General features: G+C 69.9%; 23 protein-coding genes and 2 pseudogenes. 9 read left to right on the top strand and 16 right to left on the bottom strand.

Annotation, left to right across the window (positions count from 1 at the left end; all coding sequences use genetic code 11):
• From ABZS97_RS34580 to ABZS97_RS34545, 8 genes and pseudogenes are all read right to left on the bottom strand, one after another.
• Positions 1-1579, bottom strand: a 1579-nt coding sequence (locus tag ABZS97_RS34580) for a DUF2264 domain-containing protein (RefSeq protein ID WP_356144313.1), incomplete at its 3' end; no start/stop codon positions are given.
• A gap of 22 nt (positions 1580-1601) precedes the next feature.
• Positions 1602-2666, bottom strand: a pseudogene (locus tag ABZS97_RS34575) (LacI family DNA-binding transcriptional regulator); the annotation flags it as partial.
• Positions 2667-2703: 37 nt separating this feature from the next.
• Positions 2704-4353: an extracellular solute-binding protein gene (locus tag ABZS97_RS34570; protein WP_356144311.1), complete on the bottom strand. Its 1650-nt coding sequence runs from the start codon at positions 4351-4353 to the stop codon at positions 2704-2706.
• A 59-nt stretch (positions 4354-4412) separates the two neighbouring features.
• A complete protein-coding gene (locus ABZS97_RS34565) occupies positions 4413-5300 on the bottom strand; it encodes a carbohydrate ABC transporter permease (RefSeq protein ID WP_356144309.1) in 888 nt (295 codons plus the stop codon).
• Positions 5297-6151 carry an ABC transporter permease subunit gene (locus ABZS97_RS34560; RefSeq protein ID WP_356144307.1) on the bottom strand — a complete coding sequence of 285 codons (855 nt, stop codon included), beginning with the start codon at positions 6149-6151 and terminating at the stop codon, positions 5297-5299. Before ABZS97_RS34560 ends, ABZS97_RS34565 begins: the two co-directional genes overlap by 4 nt.
• A gap of 342 nt (positions 6152-6493) precedes the next feature.
• Positions 6494-7819 (bottom strand): acyltransferase, encoded by a 1326-nt coding sequence (locus ABZS97_RS34555; protein WP_356144305.1) that lies wholly within the window; start codon positions 7817-7819, stop codon positions 6494-6496.
• Between the two features lie 119 nt (positions 7820-7938).
• Positions 7939-8499, bottom strand: coding sequence for a GNAT family N-acetyltransferase (locus ABZS97_RS34550; protein ID WP_356144303.1), 561 nt, complete (start codon positions 8497-8499; stop codon positions 7939-7941).
• A 107-nt stretch (positions 8500-8606) separates the two neighbouring features.
• Positions 8607-9200 carry a DUF4328 domain-containing protein gene (locus ABZS97_RS34545; RefSeq protein ID WP_356144301.1) on the bottom strand — a complete coding sequence of 198 codons (594 nt, stop codon included), beginning with the start codon at positions 9198-9200 and terminating at the stop codon, positions 8607-8609.
• A gap of 150 nt (positions 9201-9350) precedes the next feature.
• On the opposite strand from ABZS97_RS34545, the gene ABZS97_RS34540 reads away from it, so the two are divergent.
• Positions 9351-10118, top strand: a complete 768-nt coding sequence (locus ABZS97_RS34540; RefSeq protein ID WP_356144299.1) for a metalloregulator ArsR/SmtB family transcription factor — start codon at positions 9351-9353, stop codon at positions 10116-10118.
• Positions 10119-10184: 66 nt separating this feature from the next.
• Here the strand turns inward: ABZS97_RS34540 and ABZS97_RS34535 are convergent, their stop codons facing one another.
• The 3 genes from ABZS97_RS34535 to ABZS97_RS34525 all read right to left on the bottom strand — a co-directional run bounded on the left by ABZS97_RS34535 (position 10185) and on the right by ABZS97_RS34525 (position 12811).
• On the bottom strand, positions 10185-10625 hold the full coding sequence (locus ABZS97_RS34535) for an SPW repeat protein (protein ID WP_356144297.1): 441 nt from the start codon (positions 10623-10625) through the stop codon (positions 10185-10187).
• A 176-nt stretch (positions 10626-10801) separates the two neighbouring features.
• Positions 10802-12184 carry a HEAT repeat domain-containing protein gene (locus ABZS97_RS34530; protein WP_356144295.1) on the bottom strand — a complete coding sequence of 461 codons (1383 nt, stop codon included), beginning with the start codon at positions 12182-12184 and terminating at the stop codon, positions 10802-10804.
• Between the two features lie 27 nt (positions 12185-12211).
• Entirely contained in the window at positions 12212-12811 is a 600-nt protein-coding gene (locus tag ABZS97_RS34525) for a TetR/AcrR family transcriptional regulator (RefSeq protein ID WP_356144293.1), read from the bottom strand.
• Between the two features lie 106 nt (positions 12812-12917).
• Between ABZS97_RS34525 and ABZS97_RS34520 the strand changes: the two genes are divergently transcribed.
• Positions 12918-13757: an MBL fold metallo-hydrolase gene (locus ABZS97_RS34520; protein ID WP_356144291.1), complete on the top strand. Its 840-nt coding sequence runs from the start codon at positions 12918-12920 to the stop codon at positions 13755-13757.
• A 157-nt stretch (positions 13758-13914) separates the two neighbouring features.
• On the top strand, positions 13915-14292 hold the full coding sequence (locus ABZS97_RS34515; protein ID WP_356144317.1) for a hydrolase: 378 nt from the start codon (positions 13915-13917) through the stop codon (positions 14290-14292).
• On the opposite strand, the gene ABZS97_RS34510 is transcribed toward ABZS97_RS34515, so the two are convergent.
• The 4 genes and pseudogenes from ABZS97_RS34510 to ABZS97_RS34495 form a co-directional block, all read right to left on the bottom strand.
• Positions 14234-14746, bottom strand: coding sequence for a fasciclin domain-containing protein (locus ABZS97_RS34510; RefSeq protein WP_356144289.1), 513 nt, complete (start codon positions 14744-14746; stop codon positions 14234-14236). The two genes, ABZS97_RS34515 and ABZS97_RS34510, sit on opposite strands and share 59 nt — an antisense overlap.
• Before the next feature lie 312 nt (positions 14747-15058).
• The gene (locus ABZS97_RS34505; RefSeq protein WP_356144287.1) at positions 15059-16297 is read right to left on the bottom strand and encodes a glucuronoxylanase; all 1239 of its coding nucleotides are present in this window, start codon (positions 16295-16297) and stop codon (positions 15059-15061) included.
• A 606-nt stretch (positions 16298-16903) separates the two neighbouring features.
• Positions 16904-18277 carry a deoxyribodipyrimidine photo-lyase gene (locus tag ABZS97_RS34500; protein WP_356144285.1) on the bottom strand — a complete coding sequence of 458 codons (1374 nt, stop codon included), beginning with the start codon at positions 18275-18277 and terminating at the stop codon, positions 16904-16906.
• 98 nt (positions 18278-18375) lie between these two features.
• A pseudogene (locus tag ABZS97_RS34495) lies at positions 18376-18883 on the bottom strand (DUF2867 domain-containing protein); the annotation flags it as partial.
• 257 nt (positions 18884-19140) lie between these two features.
• Here ABZS97_RS34495 and ABZS97_RS34490 point away from each other — a divergent pair.
• The 3 genes from ABZS97_RS34490 (at position 19141) to ssuE (ending at position 20505) form a co-directional block, all read left to right on the top strand.
• Positions 19141-19308, top strand: a complete 168-nt coding sequence (locus ABZS97_RS34490; RefSeq protein WP_356144283.1) for a hypothetical protein — start codon at positions 19141-19143, stop codon at positions 19306-19308.
• Between the two features lie 253 nt (positions 19309-19561).
• Entirely contained in the window at positions 19562-19645 is an 84-nt protein-coding gene (locus ABZS97_RS34485; RefSeq protein WP_356144315.1) for a putative leader peptide, read from the top strand.
• 305 nt (positions 19646-19950) lie between these two features.
• A complete protein-coding gene (gene ssuE, locus ABZS97_RS34480; RefSeq protein WP_356144281.1) occupies positions 19951-20505 on the top strand; it encodes an NADPH-dependent FMN reductase in 555 nt (184 codons plus the stop codon).
• A gap of 74 nt (positions 20506-20579) precedes the next feature.
• Here the strand turns inward: ssuE and ABZS97_RS34475 are convergent, their stop codons facing one another.
• The gene (locus tag ABZS97_RS34475; protein WP_356144279.1) at positions 20580-21644 is read right to left on the bottom strand and encodes an acyl-CoA dehydrogenase family protein; all 1065 of its coding nucleotides are present in this window, start codon (positions 21642-21644) and stop codon (positions 20580-20582) included.
• A gap of 99 nt (positions 21645-21743) precedes the next feature.
• Between ABZS97_RS34475 and ABZS97_RS34470 the strand changes: the two genes are divergently transcribed.
• The 3 genes from ABZS97_RS34470 (at position 21744) to ABZS97_RS34460 (ending at position 23947) form a co-directional block, all read left to right on the top strand.
• The gene (locus ABZS97_RS34470; protein WP_356144277.1) at positions 21744-22100 is read left to right on the top strand and encodes a YciI family protein; all 357 of its coding nucleotides are present in this window, start codon (positions 21744-21746) and stop codon (positions 22098-22100) included.
• Complete coding sequence (locus tag ABZS97_RS34465) at positions 22097-23329, top strand: RNA polymerase sigma factor (RefSeq protein ID WP_356144275.1); 1233 nt, start codon at positions 22097-22099, stop codon at positions 23327-23329. The genes ABZS97_RS34470 and ABZS97_RS34465 overlap by 4 nt, the downstream gene beginning before the upstream one ends.
• A gap of 150 nt (positions 23330-23479) precedes the next feature.
• On the top strand, positions 23480-23947 hold the full coding sequence (locus ABZS97_RS34460; RefSeq protein ID WP_356144273.1) for an ATP-binding protein: 468 nt from the start codon (positions 23480-23482) through the stop codon (positions 23945-23947).
• Positions 23948-24184 lie beyond the last annotated feature (237 nt).

The raw sequence follows: 24184 nt of genomic DNA, 5'->3' as shown, positions 1-24184 counted from the left end.
CGGTGTCGCAGGCCACGGCCCAGCCGCCTTCGCGCACCGTGGTGCCGGCCGGCGCCTCGACCTGGTGCACGCGCACCTCCCACGCGCCGTGGACCACGCTCATTGTGGTGATGCGCGAAGGCGTCTCCCCCTTTGGCCCCAGCGGCGCGTGCCACGACGCCGCCTGGCGGCCGTCGGCGTACAGCGGATGGATGCGCCCGCGACGGGAGGCACCCGAGGTGCCCAGCAGCGCGAGATGGTTGTCCGGGCCGGGCGGCTCCTCGGCGGGCGGCGTCTGCGGGGCGGTGGCGCTGGAGTAGGCGAACCGCGTGTAATGCGCGTTGTCCTCGGACTCGGCCGGGTCCGGCGGCAGCCGGTCGCTGCCGTGATTGACCAGCCGTACGATCCCGTCGGCGGACGTGGAGTGCAGCAGCCAGCCGGGAGCGGGCAGGGCCACCTGGCGGTCCGCCGTCTCGACGGGACCCGCCTCCTCGGGAGCCGTCCACACCGGATGGTCGGCGGGCAGCAGCAGTCCGAGGAACGCCTTGCTCGCCCAGTACGGGGAGGCGGGACCCGAGTAGCGCTGGGTGACCGGGCGGAAGGGCCGGTACCACCCCAGGCTCAACAGGCCCTGCTCGTCAGGGACTCCGCGCTCGGCGAAGTGCTTCAGGGCGCCGGAGGCCAGCCGGCGGGTGAGGCCCGGCGGAAGGGGCGTGGCGTCGGCGAGGGCGCCGGCCCACAGTGGTGCGGCGGTGGCGAAACGGTAGGTGAGAGACCGGCCCTGGTGCACGGGCGCGCCGTCGGAGCCGAAGAAGTACTGGTGCACGGCGAGGAACTCACGCAGCCGCTCGCGGTGCCGGGCCACTGCGCCGGGGTCGGCGCGCGGCCCTGCGATGCGTGCCCACAGGACCGGATACAGGTGCAGCGCCCAGGCGTTGTAGTAGTCGAACTTCCGCCCGTCGCCGTCGGTGTACCAGCCGCCGCCCCGGTACCAGTCCTCCAGGCGCCCGAGCCCCGCGTCGATCTCGGCACGGCTGTGCGGGGCGCCGACGGAGGCGAGGAACTCCTCCGTGATGACCTGGAACAGCCGCCAGTTGGAGTCGTTGACCCGCGCGCCGACGAACCCGCCGAGCCAGGCGGCGACCCGCTGCCGTAGGCCGTCGTCGAGCCGGTCCCAGAGCCACGGCCGCGTCTCGTGCAGGGCGATCGCGACGGACGCGGCCTCGACCATCGGCTGGGCCCGGTCGCGGATGGGCGGCCAGCACTCGGCGCCGTACGGATCGGTGCCGGCGGCGAGCCCGGCCGCGTACCGCTCGATCAGGGCGGGGCCGACCTGCCCGCCGGAGCCGGCGATACGGAAGGCGGCGAGCAGGAAGGAGCGGGCGTAGCCCTCCAGGCCGTCCGACCACGGGCCGGAGTGGCTGGCCGGGCCGGGCAGCCGGTACTGGGCCAACTCCGGTGAGGCGTACGGCAGAAGGCCGTCCAGGAGGCGGTCGGCCGTCGCCTCCCAGTGGAGGCGGGTCCAGCCGGTGAGCGGGGAAAGTGCGGGGTCGGAGGGCGGCAGGCGGCCGGCGTCGGCCGAGAGGTGCGGCGCGGTCATGCGGGGGTGGGTCCTCCGTCTGTCACAGGCCGCGCCCCGGCGGGGGTGCGGCGACGCTGTCGCGTACGACGATGTGGGTGCCGAGCAAGTGGTGGGCACCCGCCGCCTGTTCGGGGTCGCGCAGGGCGAGGCGAACGGCGGCCCGGCCCAGTTCCTGGGACGGTGTGCGGACCGTGGTGAGGGGCGGGTTGAAGTCCTCCGCGAGCGGGATGTCGTTGTATCCGACGATCGAGATGTCGTCCGGAACCCGCAGGCCGGACTCGCTGATGGCGCGGATGGCGCCGGCGGCGACCATGTCGTCACCGGCGACCACGGCGGTGAACTCCCGTTTGTCCTTGAGCAGTTCGGCCATCGCCCGGTGCCCGGCGCCGCGACCGAGGCCGCAGTCGACGACGTGCCCGGCCTCGGCCGGCAGGCCGTGTTCGGCGAGTGCGGCGCGGTAGCCGGCGACGCGGGCGTCCAGGGTGGTGTTGCCGGGCAGGCCGCCGAGGAAGACGATCCTGCGGTGTCCCGCCGACAGCAGGTGGCCGGTGACGGCGCGGGCCCCGGCCTCGTTGTCGAACTCGACGACCAGCGCGGGGATGTCGGCGTCCGGCGCGGGCCGCCCGCACAGCACAAGGCGGGCCCCGGCGGCGTCGAGGGCCTGCGCGTAGTGCGCGACCCGCTCCCGGTAGGCGTCGTCCTCGACGACACCGCCCACCAGGATCACCAGGCGCGCTCCCTCCTCCCGCATCAACTGGACGAACTCCAGCTCCCGTTGCGGATCCCCGCCGGTGGCGCCGACCAGGCAGAGCCAGCCGCGTTCGGCCGCCTCCGCCTCCACGCCCTCGGCGACCTGGGCGTAGAAGGGGCTGGTGACCTGCCGCAGGACGACGGCGACCATCTTGCGACCGCCGCCGACCAGGGCACGGGCGTGGGCGTTGGCGACGTAGTCGAGCGCCTGTGCCGCCCGCAGCACCCTGGTGCGGGTGGCAGGGGGGACCGGGTAGTTGCCGCTGAGCACGCGCGAGACCGTGGCCACGGACACGCCCGCCCGCTCCGCCACCTCGCGGATCGTGACCCGTCCCTTTGTCGCCATGTCGTTCCCCGTTCCTGTTCGCCGTGATCTGTCCGCCGGTGCCGCCTCACGCGTTGGCGGCGTACTCCTTGGCGTATTCCTGGGCCATTCTGTCGCCGCCGCGCGAACGCCATTTCTTGACGGCGGCGTCGTATTCGGACAGCGGGCTGCGTCCGGCGATCACGGCGGTGATCGTGTCCTCCATCAGGGCCTTGAGAGTGGTGCCCTGCGCGGTGTTGGTGCGGGACTGCAGCCCGTACGAAGCGTTGCGGATGGCGACCGGAACCACCTTCTGCTGCCAGGCGTGCAGGGCGCGGACCGCCTCGGGCCGCTCCGGAACGAACAGCACCTGCGGTCCCTCGGCGAGGTATTTGAAAGGCAGGTTGGTGATGTTCTCGACCTCGCCGAGCTTGGTGGGCTGCGGTGCGCCGTCCTTGCCCCGGGTGAAGTGGGGGCCCTCCAGGCCGTAGTGCGTGAGTTCCCACTCCTTCGTGCCGAACGGAGCGGCCAGGTAGTCGAGGATGCGCAGCAGGAGTTCGACGCGCTCCTTCTTCGCCTTCTTCAGCACGGTGTAGCCGAAGGAGCGGCGGGCGGCGACGACACCGCCGGCCGTCCCGTCCACGCCGTACGGCAGCGCGGGCGCCGGCGTCAGCAGACCCTCGGAGTCGGGGTACAGCGCCTGGTACGCGCCGAAGCCGTTCTGCATGGAGCCGGCCGTCCCGTTGAGGAACAGCGTGCTCAGGTCGGCCGACGACAGCGAGGTGGCGTCGGGGTGGTAGGAGCCGTTCTTGCGCAGCTGCGCCTGGTAGACGACGGACGCCTTGAAGCGTTCGTCCTCGAAGCCGGAGTGGAAGACGCCCTTGGCGTCGACCGACCAGCCCTGCGGCGCGTTGTGGGCCGCCGAGTGGACGGCGTTGCCGAACAGCGAGCCGGTCGCGGCGCCCAGCGCGTATGTCTTCCCGTGCGTGGCCTTCTTGGCGACGGCGGCGAAGTCCGCCGAGGTCCAGCCCTCCTTCATGCCCGCGCCGGTGAACATGCCCTGGTTGACCCACAGGGTGGAGCCGGGCAAGGGCCGTTCGAGCGGGATGCCGTAGATCTTGCCGCCGACGCGGCCCATGTCGCGCCAGGCGTGGGTGGGGATGCCCGCCAGGTTGGGGTAGTCCTTGACGGACGCGCCGGACAGGAACGGGGTCAGGTCCTCGGCCCGCTTCTGCACGAACTGCGCCTCGCGGGGCAGGACGAAGCCTGAGAAGATGTTGATGATGTCGGGCAGGTCGTCGGCGTCACCGGCCATCACCGTGGCCATCTTCTTCTGGTAGTCGGCCTGCGAGATGACGGTGAACTCGATCTTGACGCCCAGGGCCTTCTCGACGGCCCGCCAGTACTGGTTCTGCGCCCTTCCCGTCGGGGGTACGCCGAAGGTGACGGCCATGACCTTGACCGTGGAGCCGTCTCCCGGGGTGCGGGCGACCGAGGTGGTCAGGTCGGCGGGGTAGGAGGTGTAGCCGGGCTGGACGCCGGCGTCGGTGGGGGCGAGGTCGGGCTTGGGTCCGGTGGCAGCGGCGTAGGCGGGCCACGGGGCCAGCTTCTTGCCCGCGTTGGAGACGTCGCCGTCGTCGGATCCGGTGGAGCAGGCGGTCAGCAGACCGGGGACGGAAACTGCGGCGCCGCCCGCGGCCATGGAACGCAGCAGGGTGCGTCGGGACATTCTGGGCATGGGCGAATGACCTTTCTGGATGCGGCTCTTGGGGGCAGGACCAGAGGTTTGATGTGGCGTCAGCTCTTGATGGCGCCGGTGAGCACGCCCTTGGTGAAGTACTTCTGCAGGAAGGGGTAGACCAGCAGGATCGGCACGGTGGCGATCACGAGGACGGCCATCTGGATGGTCTGCGGCGCGTTGACCGCGGCTTCGCCGGTGGTGGTGTCCGTGAGCCCGGAGCCGGCCACCACGTAGGTGCGCAGCACCTGTTGGAGCGGCCAGTGGTCGCTCTCCAGGTACAGCGAGGCATAGAACCAGGAGTTCCAGTACGCCACCGCGTAGAAGAGGCCGACGACCGCGAGCGCCGCCTTCGACAGGGGGATCACGATCGTCCACAGCACACGCCAGTCCCCGGCACCGTCCAGCCGCGCCGCCTCGTACAGCTCCTCGGGGATCCCCTGGAAGAAGCCCCGCAGAACAACCAGGTTGAAGACGTTGACCAGTACGGGCAGGACCAGTGAGGCGTAGCTGTCGAGCAGTCCGAGTTCCTTGACCACCAGGAAGCTCGGGATCATGCCGGGCGGGAAGAGGAAGGTGAACAGCACCAGCAGGAGCACCGGCTTGCCGCCGAAGACCCCGGGGCGGGACAGGGCGTAGGCGAGTGTCACGGTGCAGACGAGGCTGAGCAGCGTGCCGACGATCGTGACACCCGCGCTGACGCCGAGAGCGTGGGTGACGATCCCGCCGTCGAGGATGTCCCGGTACGCCTTCAGGGTCGGGTCCTTGGGCCACAGCACCCAGCCGCCGTTGGCCACCACCTCGCGCTGCGAGGCGAGCGAGGTCGACAGGATCACCAGGAACGGCACGCAGACCAGCAGAACGACCACAGTGAGGGCCACCGCCTTGGCGGCCTGGGTGGCGGGCCGCGGCTTCTCCATCCAGCCGGGCCGGGCATGAGCGCTCACTTGTAGACCCCCTGTTCGCCGAGGCGGTGGGCGACCTTGTTGGCCGCGTACACGAGGAGCGCGCCGACCAGGCCTTTGAACAGGCCCGCTGCCGCGGCGAATCCGTAGTCACCGCCGACGATGCCCTGGTAGTAGACGAAGGTGTCGATGATCTCGGCGGCCTGCGGGCCGACCGCGTCGCGCTGGAGCAGCATCTGCTCGAAGCCGACGGAGAGGATGTCACCGAGCCGCATGATGAGCAGCAGCACGACCACCGGACGGATGGCGGGCAGAGTGATGTGCCAGAAGCGCCGCCAGGGACCGGCCCCGTCGATCGCGGCGGCCTCGTACTGCTGCTCGTCGACCTGGGAGAGCGCGGCGAGGAAGATGATCGTGCCCCAGCCGGCGTCCTTCCAGATCACCTGCGCGACGACGAGCGGTTTGAAGGCGTCCGGGTTGCCGATGATGTCGACGGTGTGCAGACCCGCGTCGCCGAGATAGCTGTTCACCATGCCCGTGTCACCCAGGACCTGCTGGAACAGCGCGACCACGATCACCCATGAGATGAAGTGCGGCAGATACGCCACCGACTGCACGAAGCGGCTCACCGAGCTCCAGGTCAGGCTGTGCAGCAGCATGGCGAGCGCGAGCGGGACCGGGAAGTAGAACACGATCTGGAGGAAGGCGATCCAGAGGGTGTTGAGCACCGCGTCCCAGAACTCGGCGTCCTGGAACATCCGTTGGAAGTTGTCGAGGCCGACCCAGGGGCTGCCCCAGATGCCGTCGAAGGGGACGTAGTCCTTGAAGGCGATGACGTTGCCGGCGAGCGCTCCGTAGTGGAACACCAGGAAGTACGCGAGAGCGGGCGCCATCAGCAGGGACAGCGTCCTGCTCCGGTGTTTGTGAAAACCTTTTCGCTTCATTGGAGCGCCTGTCGGGTGACGGGATGAGGGGCTCACCGTCGATTTTCCAGGGCGCTCGCGCAGCAACGCTGCCACGGAGCCTCCTCGGCTGCGGGTAGGGAGTGAAGGGAAGTTAAAACGTTTTCACAGGCGGGTCAACACCTCTGGCACAGATCCGTGGCCGGCTTCCGGCCTTGGGGGGAGCGGATGTGCAGTTTCGGACGGGATGACCTGACGTGGCGTCAACCGGTCGGCTCAGCAGCGCACTTCCGCGAAGCTTGGCGCCGCGGGCGGCTGACCTGGACGGGACTGTCAGGAGGAGGCGGGCGGCGCCTGGGCGCACCGCTCGTCATGGGTGCCCTTCACAGGAGGGTCCACGTGGCGTGCCAGCTTGCGGCCAAGTGCCTGACTTGGCGCTTCGATACAACGGTGGGTCAGCACGCACAGTGGCAACAGCACGGCGAAGAACGCCACTTCGAGCACAACCTCGTCTCGGCGCCAACGGCCGAACAGGCCGTCGATCACGGCGAGCAGCACCGGATGCACCAGATACACCGAGTAGCTGATCGTTCCCAGCCCGGTCAGCCAACGCGGTATCCGCCGGTGACGCCACGCCAGGCCGGCACCGAAGGTGAGCACGGCCAGCAGGAAGGCCACGATCCAGCCGCGTCGCGTGTACTCGGTGCCGCGACTGTGCGCGTACGCACTCCCCACGGCGCAGGAGACCACCACGGCGGCTGTCGACGCCGCACACCACCAGCTGCTCCGGCCCGTGTCGGCCCGGTAGACGACGGTGCCCAGGAACATCACGGCGAGGATCACCAGACCCTCCCACATGGGGACGGTGCCATTGAAAAGCACGAGAACGAGCGCAAGCACGCCGCCCAGTACGCCCCCGAACACGCGCAGCGCGGGCGAGCCTGAGCTTGCGCAGCAGATGGCGACCACCAGGATGATCGAGGCGAACACGATCAGCGGACCGGTACCGATCGCGCCGGAGAGGGCGGAGGACGCGACCATGCCCCCTGCCGTGCCGCTCACGGCGGCGAACACGCCCAACGTGACGGCGACGGCCGCCGACCGCTGGTGCAGGCGGACCGTGAAGAGCGCAACGACCAGCAGGTAGAAGGCCATCTCGTAGGAGAGCGTCCACAGCACGAGAAGGAGATCGCGCGTCCCGAGCACCTCTTGGAGCAGGGTGACGTGGGCGAGGACCACGGTGGCTGCGCTCTGGCGGCCGAAGTCGTCGCGGATCTGGGCGACGCCCGCCAGGTGAAGTGCGAGGACCGCGGTGACGGCAGCCGCGCAGAGCGGGTAGATGCGGAAGATCCGTCCGATCCAGAAGGTCCGGATGCGGCCCCGGCGTTCGAGCGACGCAGGGATGATGTAGCCGCTGACCAGGAAGAACACCATGATGGCGTACCGACTGGTGTTGAACTGAGGCATCAGCTCCCGCCGGAACTCCGCCATGAAGGTGTACGACGAGTGGTCAAAGGCCACGACGAGTGCCGCGATGCCGCGCAGGGCATCCAGCCACGCCAACCGCGAGGGAGCGGTCGGCGTATCGGATACGGATAATCGGGGCGGCGCCGAGGGCAGCCGCTTCGGCGGCCGAGAGACGGAGAGTGGGGGTTCCATACCCATTGTCACGTGTCGGCTTGCGCTGATATTCAGCTCCACGCCGATCAATTTCCGGCATGTCGGTTCCCTCCCCGGACAAGGACGGTGCCGGCGCCTGCGCCGTGGCGATCAGTTGATCAACGAATCGACGGGCCCCGGCTCCAGGTCCGCAGGACGACCTCCCGCCCCTTCGAGATACGGATGACCGGCTCGTCGTCCGTCAACACGAACCCGGTCGCCCCGGCCACCGCCTCGCTCGCGGCGTTGCCCGCCTCGATGCGCAGCAAGGTGCGACGCGCCCCGGTGGTCCGCTCGGCGTATCCGGCGAGGAGCCGCACCGCGTTGGAGGCCAGGCCGCGCCCTCGGTGTGCGGCCCCGACGCCGTAGGCCAGTTCGACGTCCCTCGGGTCGGAGGCGCTGCGGAACAGCAGGACCTCACCCAGAGGCCGGACGCCGTCCGTGGTGATGGCGAGTTGCACGGACTGCCCCTGGGCGCGCTTGTCGTGAGCCGCGGCGAGATACGCCCTTGCCGCCTCGACGTCGAAAGGGGAGGCCACCGGCGTCCATCGGTCGATCTCGGAATCGTCGTACAAGGCGACGAGGTCCGCCACGTCCTCGTCGGACCACTCCCGCAGCCGTATGCCGAATCCTTCGAGTCGTAGTACGTCGGGCAGGATGAACGTCGGTCGGCTGTCCATGGGTTGATCCTCCCGCGAGTGAGTCGCCGCGGCCAAGGGGGCATCACCGGTTCGCCGGGATCTCCCCGGAGACCGGGCCGTCGAGGGGGTCGCGGACGCAGCCGTGGTCAAGCGTGAGTACGGGATGCGGCAGGTGACACGGTCGGGAGCGCGGCACTCTGCAGAGCGGTGATGCGCTGGATGACGCACAGCACGAGGCCCGCCGCGGCGAGGTTGAACGCTTCCGACGCCACGAGGAGGGGCATCGAGGTTCCCTTGCTGAACTGGGACCCCGCCGCGAGCAGCCCGTGTCCAACCCATGCGACCCACCAGGCGTTCACCAGGGTGTCCTTGCTTCCCTTCTCCGCCGCCTCGGTGCTGCTTGCCCGCTGCACATCAAGGAGGAGTCCTCGCGGGACCCACAGGTTGACCACGGGAATGAGCCAGGCGGCGACGGCCCAGACCGCGGACCCGTCGCCGGCGACATGTGCGTTCCGTCGGCAGCGGCTGAACCACACCAGGAACAGCACGACGGCCGCCGTCATGACGTACACGAACACCATCGACGCGAATCCCGACCTGCTCAGCGACGCGTCCGTGGGGTGCAGTCGGTGATCCCTGACAGCCACCACCCGGAACACATCCGCGACAGCTCCCACGCCTATCGCGGCCTGCGCGAAGCGTGCGAGGAGCCAAGGTGCCTTGTCGACAGAACCGGTCACGGTGGGAGACCTACTCTTCACGGGAGCCTGCGTTGTGGCCGCGCGGCGGGGGATATCGGCGCCTCGGATCATAGGCTTCCCCCGTCCAGGGTTGACATGCAAGTAAATGCCTGCATAACTTTGAGTGTGCGATCAGAGGACGACCTTGCGATGGACCAGGTCTTCAAGGCGCTGGCCGACGAGACCCGGAGGCGGCTGCTGGACCGGCTGCACGAGCACGCCGGGCAGACGCTCGGTGAGCTGTGCGAGCACATCGACATGACGCGCCAGTCGGTGACCCAGCACCTGGGTGTCCTGGAGGCCGCCAACCTGGTCAGCACGGTGCGGCGGGGACGCGAAAAGCTGCACTACCTCAACCCGGTGCCGCTCCACGAGGTCCAGGAGCGGTGGATCGACAAGTTCGAGCGCCCGCGCCTGCGCGCGCTGAGCGCTCTGAGGCAACGAGCCGAGGAAGCCATGACCGACAAGCCGAACTTCGTCTACGTCATCTACATCCGGAGCACGCCCGAGAAGGTCTGGGACGCGCTCACCGACGCCGACCTCACCGCCGCCTACTGGGGCCACAGCAACGTGTCGGACTGGCAGCCCGGCTCCCGGTGGGAACACCGGCGCACCGACGGTTCGGGCATCGCCGACGTCATCGGCACCGTAGTGGAGAGCGACCGCCCCACTCGCCTCGTGACCACCTGGGCCGCACCCGAGGACGAGGGCCAGGAGGACAAGTACACCCGGGTCACCTACGACATCCAGCCGCACGCCGACATCGTCCGGCTCACCGTGACCCACGAGGACCTGCCCGACGAGGCGGCGCTGAGCGACGCGGCCTCCGGCTGGTCGGCGGTGCTGTCCAACCTGAAGTCCCTCATCGAGACCGGTAGTCCGCTGCCGCAGGAGCCGTGGCTCATGCCCGGCCACTGAGCCGGTACGGCGAAGCCGGCCCGCTCGTGACAGGCCGGCCCGCGGTTTCCTTCCGTGCTGCCGGGGCTACGCCCGGGTGTTGCTGCCCCTCGCCGTGACCGCGCACAGCATCCCCAGCACCACGGCCAGTGCGCCGATGATGATGCTGTTGAGCGCGACACCGGTGTCCGGGCTGTCGCCGACGACCCATGGAGAGATGATCATCCATGTGCCCATCGCGCAGATCGCCCAGCTCAGGCCGTACATCCTCTCCGGTGTGACGGTGAACCCGAGAGCCAGCAACGCGATCGCAATACCCATGATCAGGTTGTGGGTCACGAGGGCGGGCTGACTTGTCGTGTAGTGGAGTATCCACGGGGATACGGCGCAGTACAGACCGAGAAGGAACACCGGTCCGTCCACGAGCGCCACATCGCGACCACCGAGCATGCGGTCGTACCGAGCGCGCATTTCGGAGGCATCAGGGTGGCTGGTGATGTCACCTCTGGTGTGCGAGACGTTGGCCATGACTCGTCTCCTTCGATCTCTGCAGGCCTGACCGCGTCTGGTGAGCTGTGCGGTTAGCGCCGCTTATGCATATTCTGCACTTATTTTCTCTTTATGTGTAGAGGTGGGCGGGTCCAAGGGGGCGTGAGGGGCGAGATCTGCCGCTCTGCGCCAGGGCGCGATCGCCGCGGGAGTCGTCAGTGCTGCTCCGGCTTGTTCCGCCGTCTCCAGCGCCACAGGCCGTCCGCCCGGTCGTCGTGCTCGAAGCCGGGACCGAGTGGCCCCACACGCTCGTACGCCTCCTCGGTCCGCGGATCGTCCTGCCTGGCGAGACCGTAGGCGCCCGCCAGGCGCAGCAGTCGGTCGTCCTCGTCGAGCAGTGCCATGAACGCGTCGGCGACGGCGGGCGTGCGGTCGTCCGACCTGGACAGGGTGGCCGCGGCGCAGGCCCGTACGTCAGGGTCCGTGTCCCGGATCAGCGCCAGCAGCGCCTGCCGGGCCTCGGAGAAGGGAGCGATGGGATCGACGGCCGGGCCGATCGCCTCGCACACGGCGCAGCGCACCGCGGCATCGGGGTCACGCGCCAGGGTGAGCAGCGTGGTCGTGGCGGCGTCGGTGAGGACGGCGTCGTTCGTGATGAAGCAGTCGGGCACCTCGCGACGTACGCGGGGATCCGGGTGGTCGGCGTAGCGCAGGCCGACAGCCTCCTGGTCCGGGTGTTCGTAGGTGTTGTACGTACTGAGGACCTGGGCGAGCACGGCGCTGTCCGTCTCCTCGGCTGCCCAGGCGGCCAGGAGCTGACTCTCCGCCTTCGCGTACGAGTGGCGGTTGGAGCTCTCGAACAGCAGCCTGATCCGCAGGTAGGAGAGCACGAACAGCCGGTGGTCCGGCAACGGGTGGTGACGGAAGGCCACCACGGCCGACCAGGTCTCCTTGCTGCGACGAAGAGCGAGGACGAAGCGGGACGCGGACCAGTTCACGTGGTTCTCGTCGGGCGGGCGAACGCCGCGGGCCACCAGTTCCTCGACCGGGGCCAGGATGCGGAAGGCCCACTCCAACTCGGTGAGGACGGCGCCGTGCCCCGCCCGGACCGTGAGTCCGCCGAGGGACACCTGATCGATGTGGTTGTTCTCGTTGTCCTGAACCAGCAGCGTTTCCGCTGGGCCGAAGGCTCCGGTCCTGCGACGCAACTCCTCGGCCGCGCCCGTCTCGTACCAGTTCCGGGCGGCGGCGAGGAGCCCTTCCCGTTCCGCCGGCGAGAGCCGAAGCAGTGGCTGGGGGCCCAGGACCGTCGTGACCATCGCCGGAGAGCCGAGATCGACGGCCCGCAGCAGCGGTGTCGTACCGTCCGGCAGCGCTCGGTCGGGGTCCGCGCCGCCCTCCACCAGGGCCTCGGCGACCTCGGTGTCGTACGCCGCCACGGCCGAGCACAACACCGGCAGCCCGTTCCTGCCCGCGGCGTTGGGATCCGAGCCCTCTTCCAGTAGCGCACGCACCGCGTCCGCGTCCCCTGCCTGCGCCGCCGATACGAGCCTGTCGTCCAGGCTCTCCACGTGACTGCCGTGTCCCGGCGATTCCATCCGTCCCCCTGGTTGTGCGGCGAGTTGCTACGCGGCGAGCAGCCGGGCAATGGCGCGGCGCGCCCGCGCGGGTGTCCGCGGATCGCGATGGAGCTGGATGGACTGGTTGGCCGCCAACACCACGCCGTCGAGTTCGAAGGCCACCTGGTCCACGTCGGTGTCGGGCGGCAGTTCCCCGGTCTCGACTGCGGTGCGCAGCTCCGCCCTCACGTAGGCCGACCAGGCGGCGAGCGCTTCGAGGACCGCATCGCGGATCGGGCCGGGGCGACCGTCGAACTCGGTCGCGACGGAGGTGAGGAAGCAGCCTCCGTGGCCCTCGGCCTCGGCCATGTAGTCGACCCACTCGTCGAAGGCGCGCGTCAGCCGCCGGGTGCCCGGTTCCGCGCCGACGGCGCGCGCGGGCACGCGCAGCCGGAAGCGTTCGACCGCCGACGCCAGCACGGCGAGTTGCAGCGCCTCCTTGCTGCCGAAGTGGCCGATCACTCCTGCCTTGCTCATCCCCAGGTCGGTCGCCAGGCGGCCGATGGTGAGACCTTCCAGTCCCTCGGAGGTGGCCAGGGCGAGGGCACTGGTGATGATCCGGTCGCGGGTGGCGGCGGTTTCGGCAACGGACTTGCGCGGGCTCATGAACTCACCTTAACCTAACGACCGTTCGCTATTAGCTCACGAACGTTCGTTATCTATATGGCGCCCGCCCTGCGGCACACCTGTCGGCGCGTGAAGGAGATTCACCATGAAGATCCACCACCTCAACTGCGGTTCCCTGCGGACGATCGACACAGCGGAGGGCAGCCTTCCCGCGATCTGCCACTGCCTCCTGGTCGAGACCGACCGCGACGGTCTCGTCCTGGTCGAAAGCGGTATCGGTACGGCCGATGTGGCACGGCCCGAGGAAAGCCTGGGGGCGGAATTCGTCGGGCGGGCCCAACCGGTCCTCGACCTGGAGGAGACCGCCGTGCACCAGGTCGTCCGCCTGGGCTTCAGCCCGCAGGACGTCCGGCACATCGTCCTGAGCCATCTCGACCTCGACCACGCCGGCGGACTGCCCGACTTCCCCTGGGCCAAGGTCCACCTGAGCGAGGCCGAGCACCGCGCGGCGATGGCGGCACCCGGGGCCCACCCCGAGGACCGCCTGCGCTACCGCCCCGCCCAGTGGGCCCACCGGCCGCACTGGGTGACCTACCCGGAACCCAGAGGAGACGCCTGGTTCGGCTTCGACGCGGTCCGACCCCTGGAGGGAATGGACGCGGAGATCCTGCTCGTCCCTCTCGGTGGCCACACCCGGGGGCACAGCGCGATAGCCGTCGAGGACGCCGACCGGTGGCTGCTGCACTGCGGGGACGCCTACTACTTCCACCGCGAGATCGACCCCGACCGCCCGCAGGGGCACCCCGGCATGGACATACTCCAGCAGATCACCGAGGTGGACAGGCCGCTGCGGCTCGGCAACCATGCCCGTCTGCGGGAACTGGTGCGGCTGCACGGCGACGAGGTGGACGTCTTCAGCGCACACGACCCGTGGGAACTGGCGCGGTACACGGCGGACGGGGGACTGGGTGCGGACGTCGAGTGAGGAAGAGCCGACGGCGAGGCCGTCTCCGGAGACAACAGCACGGTCGTCTCCGGAGACGCGGTGGGAGCGATGGCCCCCGGAGGCGCTGATGTCGAGGTTGCCCCCGGAGCTCTGGGCAACGCCGTACGTCGGCAGGCGCTTTCCGGGGTCACCGGCCGTGGCCGAGAAGCCGGGCCTCACCGAAGGGGCCAACTGTCAGCTCTTCGCCTACGAGGTACTCCGCCACTTCGCTCTGCACGTCCCCGCATGGCGGTCGAGCGACCTGTGGGCGGACACAGGACACACCGAGCGGGTGCGCGCCTCCCGGCCACTGGACCTGGCCTTCTTCAACGCCGGTGACGACGCCTGGGGCGCGCATGTGGGCGTGGTGGTGGGGGAGGGCCAAGTCCTGCATCTCTGCGCCGAGTTGGGCCGGCCCGCCGTCTGGCGCCTGGAGGAGTTCACCCGGCGGGAGCGCTACCGCACGCTGCTCGGCTTCAAGCGGCTGCTGCCCGAGGACGGGTCACGAAGCGGTGATGAGCGTACGGAGTCGTAGGCGCCGAGGTCAGCCGGGCGCTCGCTGCCCACGCACATTTCGCGAAGGCGTCGTTGGCCGGGGCCAACACGGTGATGTTCTGCGCGTTGTTCAGGGTGTCGACAAGACCGGCTTTCTTCACCGCCGTGACCGGCGTGGACAGGGCGGGGTTGTTCGAGGCCGCCGTGGCCACCGGGTTCTTGGGCATACCGGCAAAGGAGCCCGTGCTGCCCTTCGGCGCGGAGGAACATGCCGGGCCGAAGGGCTCGTCCGTGGTCATCCGGTCGCTCTGTCGGACGACTGTTGGCGGACGGCATCGCGTCGGCCGCCTTGGTGTCCGTGCCCCGCCGTCCGAACACGCGGTCGGCGCCAGCAGTGCTGCGGTGGCGAGCGCAAGAAGCGTCACCGACGTTGGCCGGCGAGGGCGAGTGACGACCAGGTCCTGGCTGAGCCCAGGGGGCGGTTGCCAGGGCATCTCGTGGGCCCGCGCGCGGCGTCAAGGCCGGTGTTCGGCGTGTGGCCCGCCGCCCTGCCTCAGCTGCTTTCCACGACGAGTCGGGATCGCGCGTCCGTGCCTTCGTCGTCCGTTCGTGCAAGGACGCCGAGACCCAGGCATGCGGGTCGCGGACGGCTGGACAAGCTGCACGTCTGCCGCGGTAGGACGATGATGCGTGGAGATCGTGATGCAGGCCGAAGAGCTGGACACCGTGGATCACTCGCGGGCGAAGCCGACTCGGTGTGTGGCGCCTCCGGAACAGTCCTGTCCCCTGGGGACGGTGGCTGCGCCTTATCCCGTCACGAACGTCGTCAGGCTCTGAGCGGGTAGCTGTCCGGTGAAAGAGCCGTTCGACACGGTGATCCTGCTCTGGGATGCGAGGTTCCTGCTTGCGTCCGTCAGCCAGGAGGACACGCCGGACGAGGCGTTGTTCTGCAGGGTGAACTGCTGACTCACCTGAGAGGTCCCCTTGTTGACGGCGACGATGACCACCCGGGAACCGCTCCCCTTGTAAGCCGAGAGGTAGACGTTCGGCTGCGGGTTCGGGGTCACTGCGATCCGCACGTGCCCTGGGCGGACGTACTTCGAGAAGTGCGCCATGGCGGCACCGCGCTTGCTGATCCGCCCGTCCTCCCGCATCGGCCCGTAGCCGCGCCTGATGTACCACCACACGTACGCCTGGAACTCGGCATCCACCATCGCACGGTGGACGTGTTCTCCCACGTCCAGCGCTTGTGGCCACAGGTCGGCCGAATCACTGCTGTTGGGGTAGTAGACCTCGGTCATCCATAGTTCCTTGCCCGCGCCCTTCTGCTTGAAGAGGGGGTAGGGGAAGTTCTGGAACGAGGTGCCGTAGAGGTGCGCCCCGAGTATGTCCAGGTTGGCGAGGGCTCCGGGGTCGTTGAGGATCGGGTCCGAGAAGCTCTTGACGTACTGGAAGGACTCCGGAGCGATGACCTTGGTACTGATCGACCCGGCGTTCTCCCGCAGGAACCTGGTCATCTCGGTCGGGGTCCACCAGGTCCAGTCGTGGGCGTAGTCGGGCTCGTTCTGCACGGAGATGGCATACAGGTTCACGCCGTTGGTCCGCATGAACGCGACGAAGTCGTTCAGGTGCTGCGCATAGGCGCCGTACATGGTGTAGCGGAGCCGCTTCGCGTCGGTCTGTTGGCCGTGGACGAAGGTCTCGACCATCTGGGCGGGGGGATTCCACGGCGATGCGAAGACCGTGGCCCCGAGCTCGATTGCCCGCTTGGCCGTAGCGACCTCACGGCTCCAGTTCGCTCTGTCCTCGGAGACGAAGATTCGCAGCACGGAGAATCCGAGCTGTCCTTCGCCGTTGCCAAACGCCGTGTCTCGCTGGGCAGACGTCAGGTCGCCGATCCAGAGCGGGTGGTTCATGCCGCCGAACCCCCGAATCGTCTGCCGGGTCGCCGACGGGTCGACCGTCACGGCGGCCGTCGCCAAGGATGGTGCTCGGGACGCTGCCACCGCTGGCGCCGCGGCCGCGAGGACCGGCAGGGCACTCATGGTCGCCAGTACGGCTCGACGACTTGGTAACTCCGTACCCGTGGTGCCGGTGACACTCCGGTGTAACGATATTGCTCCTCCTCTGGACGTGCGCTGATGTGTGCTTCGCGTCCGCGACTCGCTGATTCGACGTCGTTCCCCTTGTGTGGCCACCTGCTTCGGCATCGCAGGCACGCGCCACCACCTGGTCTTCCGCCGGCCCACTACGGCCCCGCAGGGGGCGAAAGTTTCGTGACGTGGCCCTGGCAAGGCCTCACACGAGAGGACGGCGCACGGCTCTTCGCGCGGACGGGGACGATGCGGACAGTCCATGAAACCGACGTGCCGGATCGGGGGTGTGGGAGCGCTCCCTCTCATCGAATGTTTCGGGGCTGACCGATCGTGTGGCGGTGTAGGGACCGTAGGATCACCCCCCTCCGGCGTCAAGGGCTTGGGGAGTCCGCCTCCACCGGGGGCATACTCCGCCCGCCGCGTGCGGGACGCCGCCGCCGCGCTCGCGGACAGGTACGGCGCCGTCGTACCGGGAAGTCTGGAACTGAGCGTTGTACGACCGCGGTTGCAGGGCCGACGTGGCCCTGCACCCTCGGTGACCTCGGTGGCTTCCCCTCAGTCGCGACCGCGGGCCCGCCTGAAGCGGGCCAGCCCCTCGGACAGTTCGACGACGGGATCGGGATAGTCGCAGGCGGCACGGTCGAGACCGGCCAGCCGCCACGGCTCGTGCACGGCGGCTCCCGGGATGCCCGCGAGTTCGGGCACCCAGCGCCGCACATACGCTCCGTCCGGGTCGTGCCGCTTGGCCTGCGCAACGGGGTTGAGGACACGGTTGGGCCGGGTGTCCGTGCCGGTGCCCGCCATCCACTGCCAATTGAGTTGGTTGTCGGCCACGTCACCGTCCACCAGCAGCTCCAGGAAGTGCCGGGCTCCGACGCGCCAGTCCACGTACAGCGTCTTGGTGAGGAAGCTCGCGGTCAGCAGGCGTCCGCGGTTGTGCATCCAGCCCTCGTGTCGCAGTTGGCGCATCGCGGCGTCGACGACGGGATAGCCGGTGCGGCCCTCCTTCCACGCGTCGACGTCCTCCCGGGCCGTGACCGGTGACCGCCATGTGTCGTGCTGTGTGCGGTAGTCCGCGGTGGCCGCGTCCGGGCGGGCGGCCAGCACCTGATGGTGGAAGTCACGCCAGGCGAGCTGCCGTACGAAGGCGTCGGCGCCGGGGCCGCCCACTGCGCGGGCGCGGTGCACGAGTTCCACGGGAGAGAGCGTTCCGAAGTGCAGATGCGGGGACAGCCGTGACGTGGCATCGCCGGGCAGGTCGTCGTGATGCTCCTCGTACGATGCGATACCGCCCCGCAGCCAGTCCGTCAGCCGTCTGCGGCCCTCCGTCTCGCCCCCCTTGGCCAGCCCCGCCGACACGCCTGACACAGCCTCACGGGAGGGGATCTCCTGCGAACCGACACCCTCCGGCACCCGTACGCTCCCAGGGGCGTCGAGACCGGCCCGCAGTTGCCGCTGCGACCAGTGCCGGAAGTACGGCGTGAACACGGCGAAGTGGTCCGAGGACACCGGGGTGACGGCACCCGGAGCGAGCGCGGTGACCACCGTCTCGTGGACGAGCAGCCGGCAACCCGCAGCCTCCAGAGTGGTACGCAGCCGCTCCTCGCGGTGCTGGGCGTACATGCTCACCCCGGCCGCCATGTGCACCTCGTCGGCGTCCGCCTCGGCGACCACCTGGCCCACCTGGGTGACGAGGTCCCCGGAGCGCACCACCAGGCGTCCGCCGCGCTCGCGGAGTCCCCGGTCGAGATCGGCGAGGCAGTCGGCGAGGAACGCCAGCCGGTTCGGGGCGCCGAACCCGGACGCGGCGATGGCGTCGTCCCGTACGAAGAGGGGCACGACCTGCTCGGCACCGTCGAGAGCCGCACGCAGCGGTGGATGGTCGTGCAGGCGCAGGTCGGAGGTGAACAGGACGACGGAGGCGGTCATGGGTGACTCCGGGCGGCAGAGGCGAACAGGTTGCGGCGACATGGTTGTTCGGGTCGTGGGGTGCCCGCGGATGCCGACGTCGGTGAGTCGGTCGCGGGTCACCTCGTCCGCCGCGACGCGGCCCGCGCGATATTACGGGCAATGCCGCCGAAAACCACGGTATGGAACGGTGCGACGCTCCACCAGTACACGTGGCCCAGCAGCCCGTGCGGGTGGACAGGGCACGCTGCCGGTAGCAGTTCTTGCCGCCGTCGCCGTGCTCCGCGTACATCTCCAGCCAGGCGAGTCCCGGCACCCGCATCTCCGCGCGCAACCGCAGCAGATGACCGGGTTCGATCCCCTCGACCCACAGAAGTCGAGGGAGTCGCCCACCCGCAGCCGCGCGGCGTCCGCGCCGCAGGCCGACCCCGTCCGCCAGACGGTCCAGCCATCCGCGTACCCAGGCGGCTGGAAGGAGTACCAACCGTTGTCGCCGCCGATTCCCTCGACGACCTGCCACAGCACCTCGGGTGATGCGTCAACGGTCAGTTCGCGGTTGTCGGTGCAGAGGCGCCCGCCCGCCCAGTCCGGGTCGGTGGGCAGAGGATTGCCGGGCGCATCGGGCACCGGTGTATCCGGTCGCACCGGTGACCGGGCAGCGCAGCCGCGTTCCGGCGTCGTCACCGCTCATGAGCCCTTGGTCCTCTCCGTCGCCACCCCCACTGATCGCTTCTGCTGAGCACTCCCCGGGAAGGGGCGCTACGGATGCACCTGCCGCAAAGACATCGGGACGACCGATACATGTCCCGGCGGATGAGGGGCAGCCGCAAGGTATGGGCGTCGGCGGTCGGAGTCGACGGAGAAGGCTGGAGGTGTCGGCCGCTATGGGCGCGAAGGTGTTGGAGCGGTTTCCTGCGGGAGCTCCGCGCGGATCGTGGCCGGCGGAGGAGTTCGCGGCGCGACGTCGCGCCGAGGGTGAGCCCGCGACGGTCGTGATGGATCTGAAGTCGGATGCGTTCCTCGTGGTGGTGCCGTCCCCCGACGAGGACTGAGACCGGGCACGGAACGGACGGAGGAGGGGGCCGAGGGGCCGAAGGGGAGGGGCAACGCGCCCCGGCCGGACGGAAGTTCGGCGCCCGATCCCGCACGGGACCGAATGCGCCCACGCACCATAGGGGAGGGCGGCTGCTCCGACCGCCGTCCAAAGGCTTTCCTGTCGCGCCGCCGTGGAATCCGTGGTCCGCGATACGAGACCGGACGGGCTGTCCTTGACGCCTCGGACCGGCGGCTGCGACGATCTACAGCATGAAGATGCGAATGGACCTCACGCGACGACGCCATGTCGATCTCGCGCGTGTCTCCAGCGCCTCCTGTTGCTTCGTGGCCTGACCCTCCGCAGCCGCCGCACCCCCCTTTTCCGCTCCACCGCTGCTCCCATCGGGCAGTCGTGCGTCGCGTTCTCCCACCCGAGTTCAGCGTTTGTCGCATCCGTGAATTCGGCGAACTCGCATGGCCGCAACAGGAGTTCCGCATGCCCGCAGACTCCGGGAAATGCGCCTAGTGGGTTCCCAATGCGAGTGAAGGCTCACGTCTGACGCCGAAGTCGGTCCAGTCCCGCGCACGCCCGACACCCGCTCGCTCCGCCCCTCGCTCCCTCCCGCTCCGTTCGCGAAACCCGTTCCGAAAGAGGGCCCATGGCCACCGTCCTGTCCGTTTCCGGCAGCCCCTCCGTCTCCTCCCGCACCGCCAAACTGCTGCGCCACCTCGACGCCCGTCTGATAGCCCAGGGACACGAGGTGATCCCCCTCGACATCCGGACGATCCCGGCCGAGGCCCTGCTCGGCGCCGACTTCAGGCACCCCGCGATCGTCGAGGCCACCGAGCTCGTAGCCCGCGCCGACGGCGTGGTCATCGCCACGCCCGTCTACAAGGCCGCCTACTCCGGGGCACTCAAAGCGCTGCTCGACCTTCTCCCGCAATACGCCCTCACCGGCAAGACCGTGCTGCCGCTGGCCACCGGCGGCTCGGTCGCCCATGTGCTGGCCATCGACTACGCGCTGCGCCCGGTGCTGTCCTCGATGGGCGCCGGTCACATCGTGCAGGGCTGGTTCACCCTCGACAAGGACATCACCGCGGAGGAGGACGGCAGTCTGACCGTCGCACCGGCCGCCGCCGAGGCCCTGACCCAGGTGGTCGACCATTTCTCGGCAGCCCTGGGCCGCAGGCCTGTGCTGGCCGCGGCGGTCTGACACCGTGACCGACACCGGGTTCGCCGGAATCGCCCGGTGTCCCTCGGCCTCCTGAGGGACCCATCGGCCCGTGCTCACCGCGACAGCGACCTGAGGTGCGCCGCGCGGACCTCGGCCGTCTGGCCCTGCACCAGCAGGAACATGCCCTCGCGGGAAAGCCGTTGCGCCCGGCTGCCCAGATCCATGGACCGCCCGCCACCGGCCACCACGGCCGCCGTCGTCGCCGCGCGCATCACGTCGTAGGCCCGCGTCCTGCACGCCAGCCGCTCGGCGATGCGCTCGGACGGCACCGGATGGTCGGCCAGGGCGTACGCCTGCCGCCTGACCTCGTCCAGCCGTGCGCGCAGCGCGCGGGCGGCCTCCTCGGAGTCCGGGTCGCCGTCCAGCAGGTCGAGTGCCGCCGCGGCGACCCCGAACACCGCCGGTGAGGCATTGGTGCTCTTGGGCCGGTCCCCGGCCGCCCAGACGCTGTACGGGGCACGGAGGGCCACCGAGTCGTCGCTCAGCCACAACCCGTCCAGCTCCAGCGAGACCGTCCGGGCGGCGGTCAGGGCCGCCAGCCGCATCGGCGGCGACGGGCGCAGGCCGGGCTGCTCACGCGCCTCGGTGAAGGCGAGCAGCACCTCGTCCGCGTCCGTCACTCCGGCGAGCAGCATCACGTCGTTCAGCCCCCAGCCGGTGTACCAGGGCACCGTCCCGTCGAAGCGCCAGCCATCGCCCTCCCGTGTGACCCGGACCGGGCGGCGCGGGTACGCCCGCAACTGCGCGTACGCCACCCCGGACAGCAACTCCCCGCGTGCCAGTGGCCCCAACAGCCGCTCCTGCACCGGCAGTTCACACGTGGCCAGAGTCGCCACCGGAGTATGGTGCTGGGTCTGCACGAACCAGGTGGAGCAGCACGCGCCGGCCAGGATCTCCGCGGTCTCCCGGGCCACCGCCGCGGGCGCCGCAGACCCGCCGTACTCCACCGGAGCGCTCACCCCCAGCAGCCCCGACCGCTTGACCGCCTCGATACTGCTCGCGGGGATGCCCTCCTGGTCGACCTCCTCGGCGCGCGGCGCCAGCACCTCGTGCGCGAGCCTGCGCGCACGGACGACAAGAGAGTGGGGAGGGGGAAACGCGGTCCTCGCCGTGGTCATGGAAAAGAAACTCCCGGTGTCGTGGTGTCCGGTGTCGATCCGGCCGCCGCCCGTTCGTGTAGGGAATGAGAAGCGGTACGACTTCGAGGAGGACACGTCATGAAGCACTACTTGCTGAGCGTGATGCAGCCGGTCGGAGAGCCGCCTGCGCCCGAGGCCCTGGAAGAGATCATGCACAACCTCGACGTCTTCCACGCGGAGCTGCGTGCGGCGGATGCCTGGGTGTTCGCCGGAGGACTGCACGGGCCGGAGACGGCCACCGTGCTGCGCGCGCATGACGGCGACGTGCTGATCACCGACGGCCCGTACACCGAGAGCAAGGAGTACCTCGGCGGCATCTGCCTGATCAAGGCCCCCGACCTCGACGCCGCCCTCGCATGGGGCCGCAAGGCGACACTGGCGACCACGCTGCCGATCGAGGTGCGCCCGTTCATGGGCGAAGCCGAGGACGGATGACCGCGCACACCGGCAGCAGGGAAGGCATCGGCGACACCGGCGACGCTGCCATCGAGACCGCCTTCCGCGCGGAGTACGGCCGCGCGGTGGCTGTCCTCGTCCGCTTCCTCGGGGACATCGACCTCGCCGAGGAAGCGGTGCAGGACGCCTTCGCCACGGCGCTGGAGAAGTGGCCGGAGACCGGCGAGCCCCCGAGTCCGGCCGGCTGGATCATCACCACTGCCCGCAACCGGGCCATCGACCGGCTGCGCCGTGAGTCCTCCCGCGAGGACCGGCACTCCGAGGCCGCCCTGCTGTACGCCCCCGATCCGTCCGCCGAGGAGGGACCCGTGCGCGACGACCGGCTCCGCCTGATCTTCACCTGCTGCCACCCCGCGCTCGCCCCGCAGGCCCAGGTCGCGCTCACCCTCCGCCTCCTCGGCGGGCTGACCACTCCGCGGATCGCGCGTGCCTTTCTGGTGCCCGAGCCCACCATGGCCCAGCGTCTGGTCAGAGCCAAGGCGAAGATCCGCGACGCCCGTATCCCCTACCGCATCCCACGCGACGCCGACCTCCCCGACCGCGTCAAAGGCGTGCTCGCCGTCGTCTACCTCATCTTCAACGAGGGCTACGGCGGCCGGGCGGACCTGTGCGCGGAGGCCGTACGCCTCGGTCGTGTCCTCGTCGAGCTCATGCCGGACGAGCCGGAGGCCCTCGGCCTGCTCGCCCTCATGCTCCTCATCGAGTCGCGACGCCCCGCCCGTGAGACCCCGGACGGTGCGCTGGTCCTCCTCACCGACCAGGACCGCGCCCGGTGGGACCGTGAACTGGTGGCCGAGGGCCAAGCCCTGGTACGGCGATGCCTGCGCCGCAACAGGCCCGGGCCCTACCAGATCCAGGCCGCGATCAACGCCGTCCACAGCGACGCACCCGACGCGGCAGCGACCGACTGGGGCCAGATCCTGACGCTCTACGACCAGCTGATGTACTGCGCCCCGAGCCCGGTGGTCGCCCTCAACCGAGCGGTGGCCGTTGCCGAGACCGACGGCCCACAACCGGCCCTGTTGCTCGTCGAGGCGCTCGACCTGGACGGCTACCAGGCCTTTCACGCAGTACGGGCGGACCTGCTGCGGCGGCTTGGGCGCGGCACCGAAGCCGTACGGGCCTACGAGTCCGCCCTCGCACTCACCGACAGCGCGGCCGAGCGCGCGTATCTGGAGCGCCGCCGGGCGGAACTGGCCCCGGAGTGAGCCCCTCCCCGGTGCGGGAGGCCGGTGGAACCTGGGGGAGACTGCGGATCGATTCGCTGGGTACGAGCAGCAGTGCGACACCGTGCGCAGCGACGCGTACGACACACGACGCACAGCAAGCGCACGGATCGGCTTCCGAGAGAGACCCGCATGATCGAACCCTTGGACGGAGCGGTGATACCTACTGACTTCGACATGTCCGTGGAACCGCTGCGGCAGGCCGCCCACTACACCGGAGAGCCCGGATCCATCGCCGAGGCCCGGGACTTCGCCGCGCTGTTCCTGGAGCGGCTGCGGTCCGAGTGGTGCGCGTCCGTCGACGCCCGCGCGGAAGGGGACCTGCTGTTGGTGGTGAGTGAACTGGTCACCAACGCCGACCGTCACAGCCACGGCCCCTACATCCTTGAACTGGAGGGTACCGACGCCGCGGTGGGCGTCACGGTCTGCGACAGCAGCGCCGCCCTGCCCAGACGCTATCCCCAGGATCCCGGACGCGTCGGCGGGCACGGACTGGAGATCGTCCACGTCCTGGCGACCACGGTGACCGCGTGGCGCGTGCCGGTCGGCAAGTGCGTCCGGGCCGTCGTCGACCTGCCGAAACAACGGGTGGATCCTTGAACGTGTGAATGCCGGGCACCAGGGAGAAGGACGGCACGGGTCCCGCCGACCGGGGGACCGGCGTCGATACGGAGGGGTGGGCGCGGTGACCGCGGAACACACGGCTTGGCTGCGACGAGGCGGGCACCCCGGCAGGCGGGTCGCCGGTGCGCTGGGGGAGGGACGGGCCGGGGCGCCCGGATGGCGTCGCACCGTCACGGGCGGCCTCGTGTGGGGTGTCGCCGCAGCCCTGCTCGG

This window comes from Streptomyces sp. NPDC005485 (assembly GCF_040606085.1).
Classification (GTDB): domain Bacteria; phylum Actinomycetota; class Actinomycetes; order Streptomycetales; family Streptomycetaceae; genus Streptomyces.
Note: the sequence above shows the minus strand (reverse complement) of the source record. Positions and strands in the feature narration are given on the sequence as shown.

What these genes read in the sequence shown, in the direction of transcription:
- ABZS97_RS34570 (WP_356144311.1), bottom strand. Translation starts at nt 4,353, where the DNA reads ATGCCCAGAATGTCCCGACGCACCCTGCTGCGTTCCATGGCCGCGGGC.
- ABZS97_RS34490 (WP_356144283.1), top strand. Translation starts at nt 19,141, where the DNA reads ATGGGCGCGAAGGTGTTGGAGCGGTTTCCTGCGGGAGCTCCGCGCGGA.
- ABZS97_RS34475 (WP_356144279.1), bottom strand. Translation starts at nt 21,644, where the DNA reads ATGACCACGGCGAGGACCGCGTTTCCCCCTCCCCACTCTCTTGTCGTC.
- ABZS97_RS34465 (WP_356144275.1), top strand. Translation starts at nt 22,097, where the DNA reads ATGACCGCGCACACCGGCAGCAGGGAAGGCATCGGCGACACCGGCGAC.
- ABZS97_RS34470 (WP_356144277.1), top strand. Translation starts at nt 21,744, where the DNA reads ATGAAGCACTACTTGCTGAGCGTGATGCAGCCGGTCGGAGAGCCGCCT.
- ssuE (WP_356144281.1), top strand. Translation starts at nt 19,951, where the DNA reads ATGGCCACCGTCCTGTCCGTTTCCGGCAGCCCCTCCGTCTCCTCCCGC.
- ABZS97_RS34560 (WP_356144307.1), bottom strand. Translation starts at nt 6,151, where the DNA reads ATGGCGCCCGCTCTCGCGTACTTCCTGGTGTTCCACTACGGAGCGCTC.
- ABZS97_RS34500 (WP_356144285.1), bottom strand. Translation starts at nt 18,277, where the DNA reads ATGACCGCCTCCGTCGTCCTGTTCACCTCCGACCTGCGCCTGCACGAC.
- ABZS97_RS34555 (WP_356144305.1), bottom strand. Translation starts at nt 7,819, where the DNA reads ATGGAACCCCCACTCTCCGTCTCTCGGCCGCCGAAGCGGCTGCCCTCG.
- ABZS97_RS34510 (WP_356144289.1), bottom strand. Translation starts at nt 14,746, where the DNA reads ATGCCCTGGCAACCGCCCCCTGGGCTCAGCCAGGACCTGGTCGTCACT.
- ABZS97_RS34540 (WP_356144299.1), top strand. Translation starts at nt 9,351, where the DNA reads ATGGACCAGGTCTTCAAGGCGCTGGCCGACGAGACCCGGAGGCGGCTG.
- ABZS97_RS34525 (WP_356144293.1), bottom strand. Translation starts at nt 12,811, where the DNA reads ATGAGCCCGCGCAAGTCCGTTGCCGAAACCGCCGCCACCCGCGACCGG.
- ABZS97_RS34520 (WP_356144291.1), top strand. Translation starts at nt 12,918, where the DNA reads ATGAAGATCCACCACCTCAACTGCGGTTCCCTGCGGACGATCGACACA.
- ABZS97_RS34535 (WP_356144297.1), bottom strand. Translation starts at nt 10,625, where the DNA reads ATGGCCAACGTCTCGCACACCAGAGGTGACATCACCAGCCACCCTGAT.
- ABZS97_RS34550 (WP_356144303.1), bottom strand. Translation starts at nt 8,499, where the DNA reads ATGGACAGCCGACCGACGTTCATCCTGCCCGACGTACTACGACTCGAA.
- ABZS97_RS34530 (WP_356144295.1), bottom strand. Translation starts at nt 12,184, where the DNA reads ATGGAATCGCCGGGACACGGCAGTCACGTGGAGAGCCTGGACGACAGG.
- ABZS97_RS34485 (WP_356144315.1), top strand. Translation starts at nt 19,562, where the DNA reads ATGAAGATGCGAATGGACCTCACGCGACGACGCCATGTCGATCTCGCG.
- ABZS97_RS34505 (WP_356144287.1), bottom strand. Translation starts at nt 16,297, where the DNA reads ATGAGTGCCCTGCCGGTCCTCGCGGCCGCGGCGCCAGCGGTGGCAGCG.
- ABZS97_RS34460 (WP_356144273.1), top strand. Translation starts at nt 23,480, where the DNA reads ATGATCGAACCCTTGGACGGAGCGGTGATACCTACTGACTTCGACATG.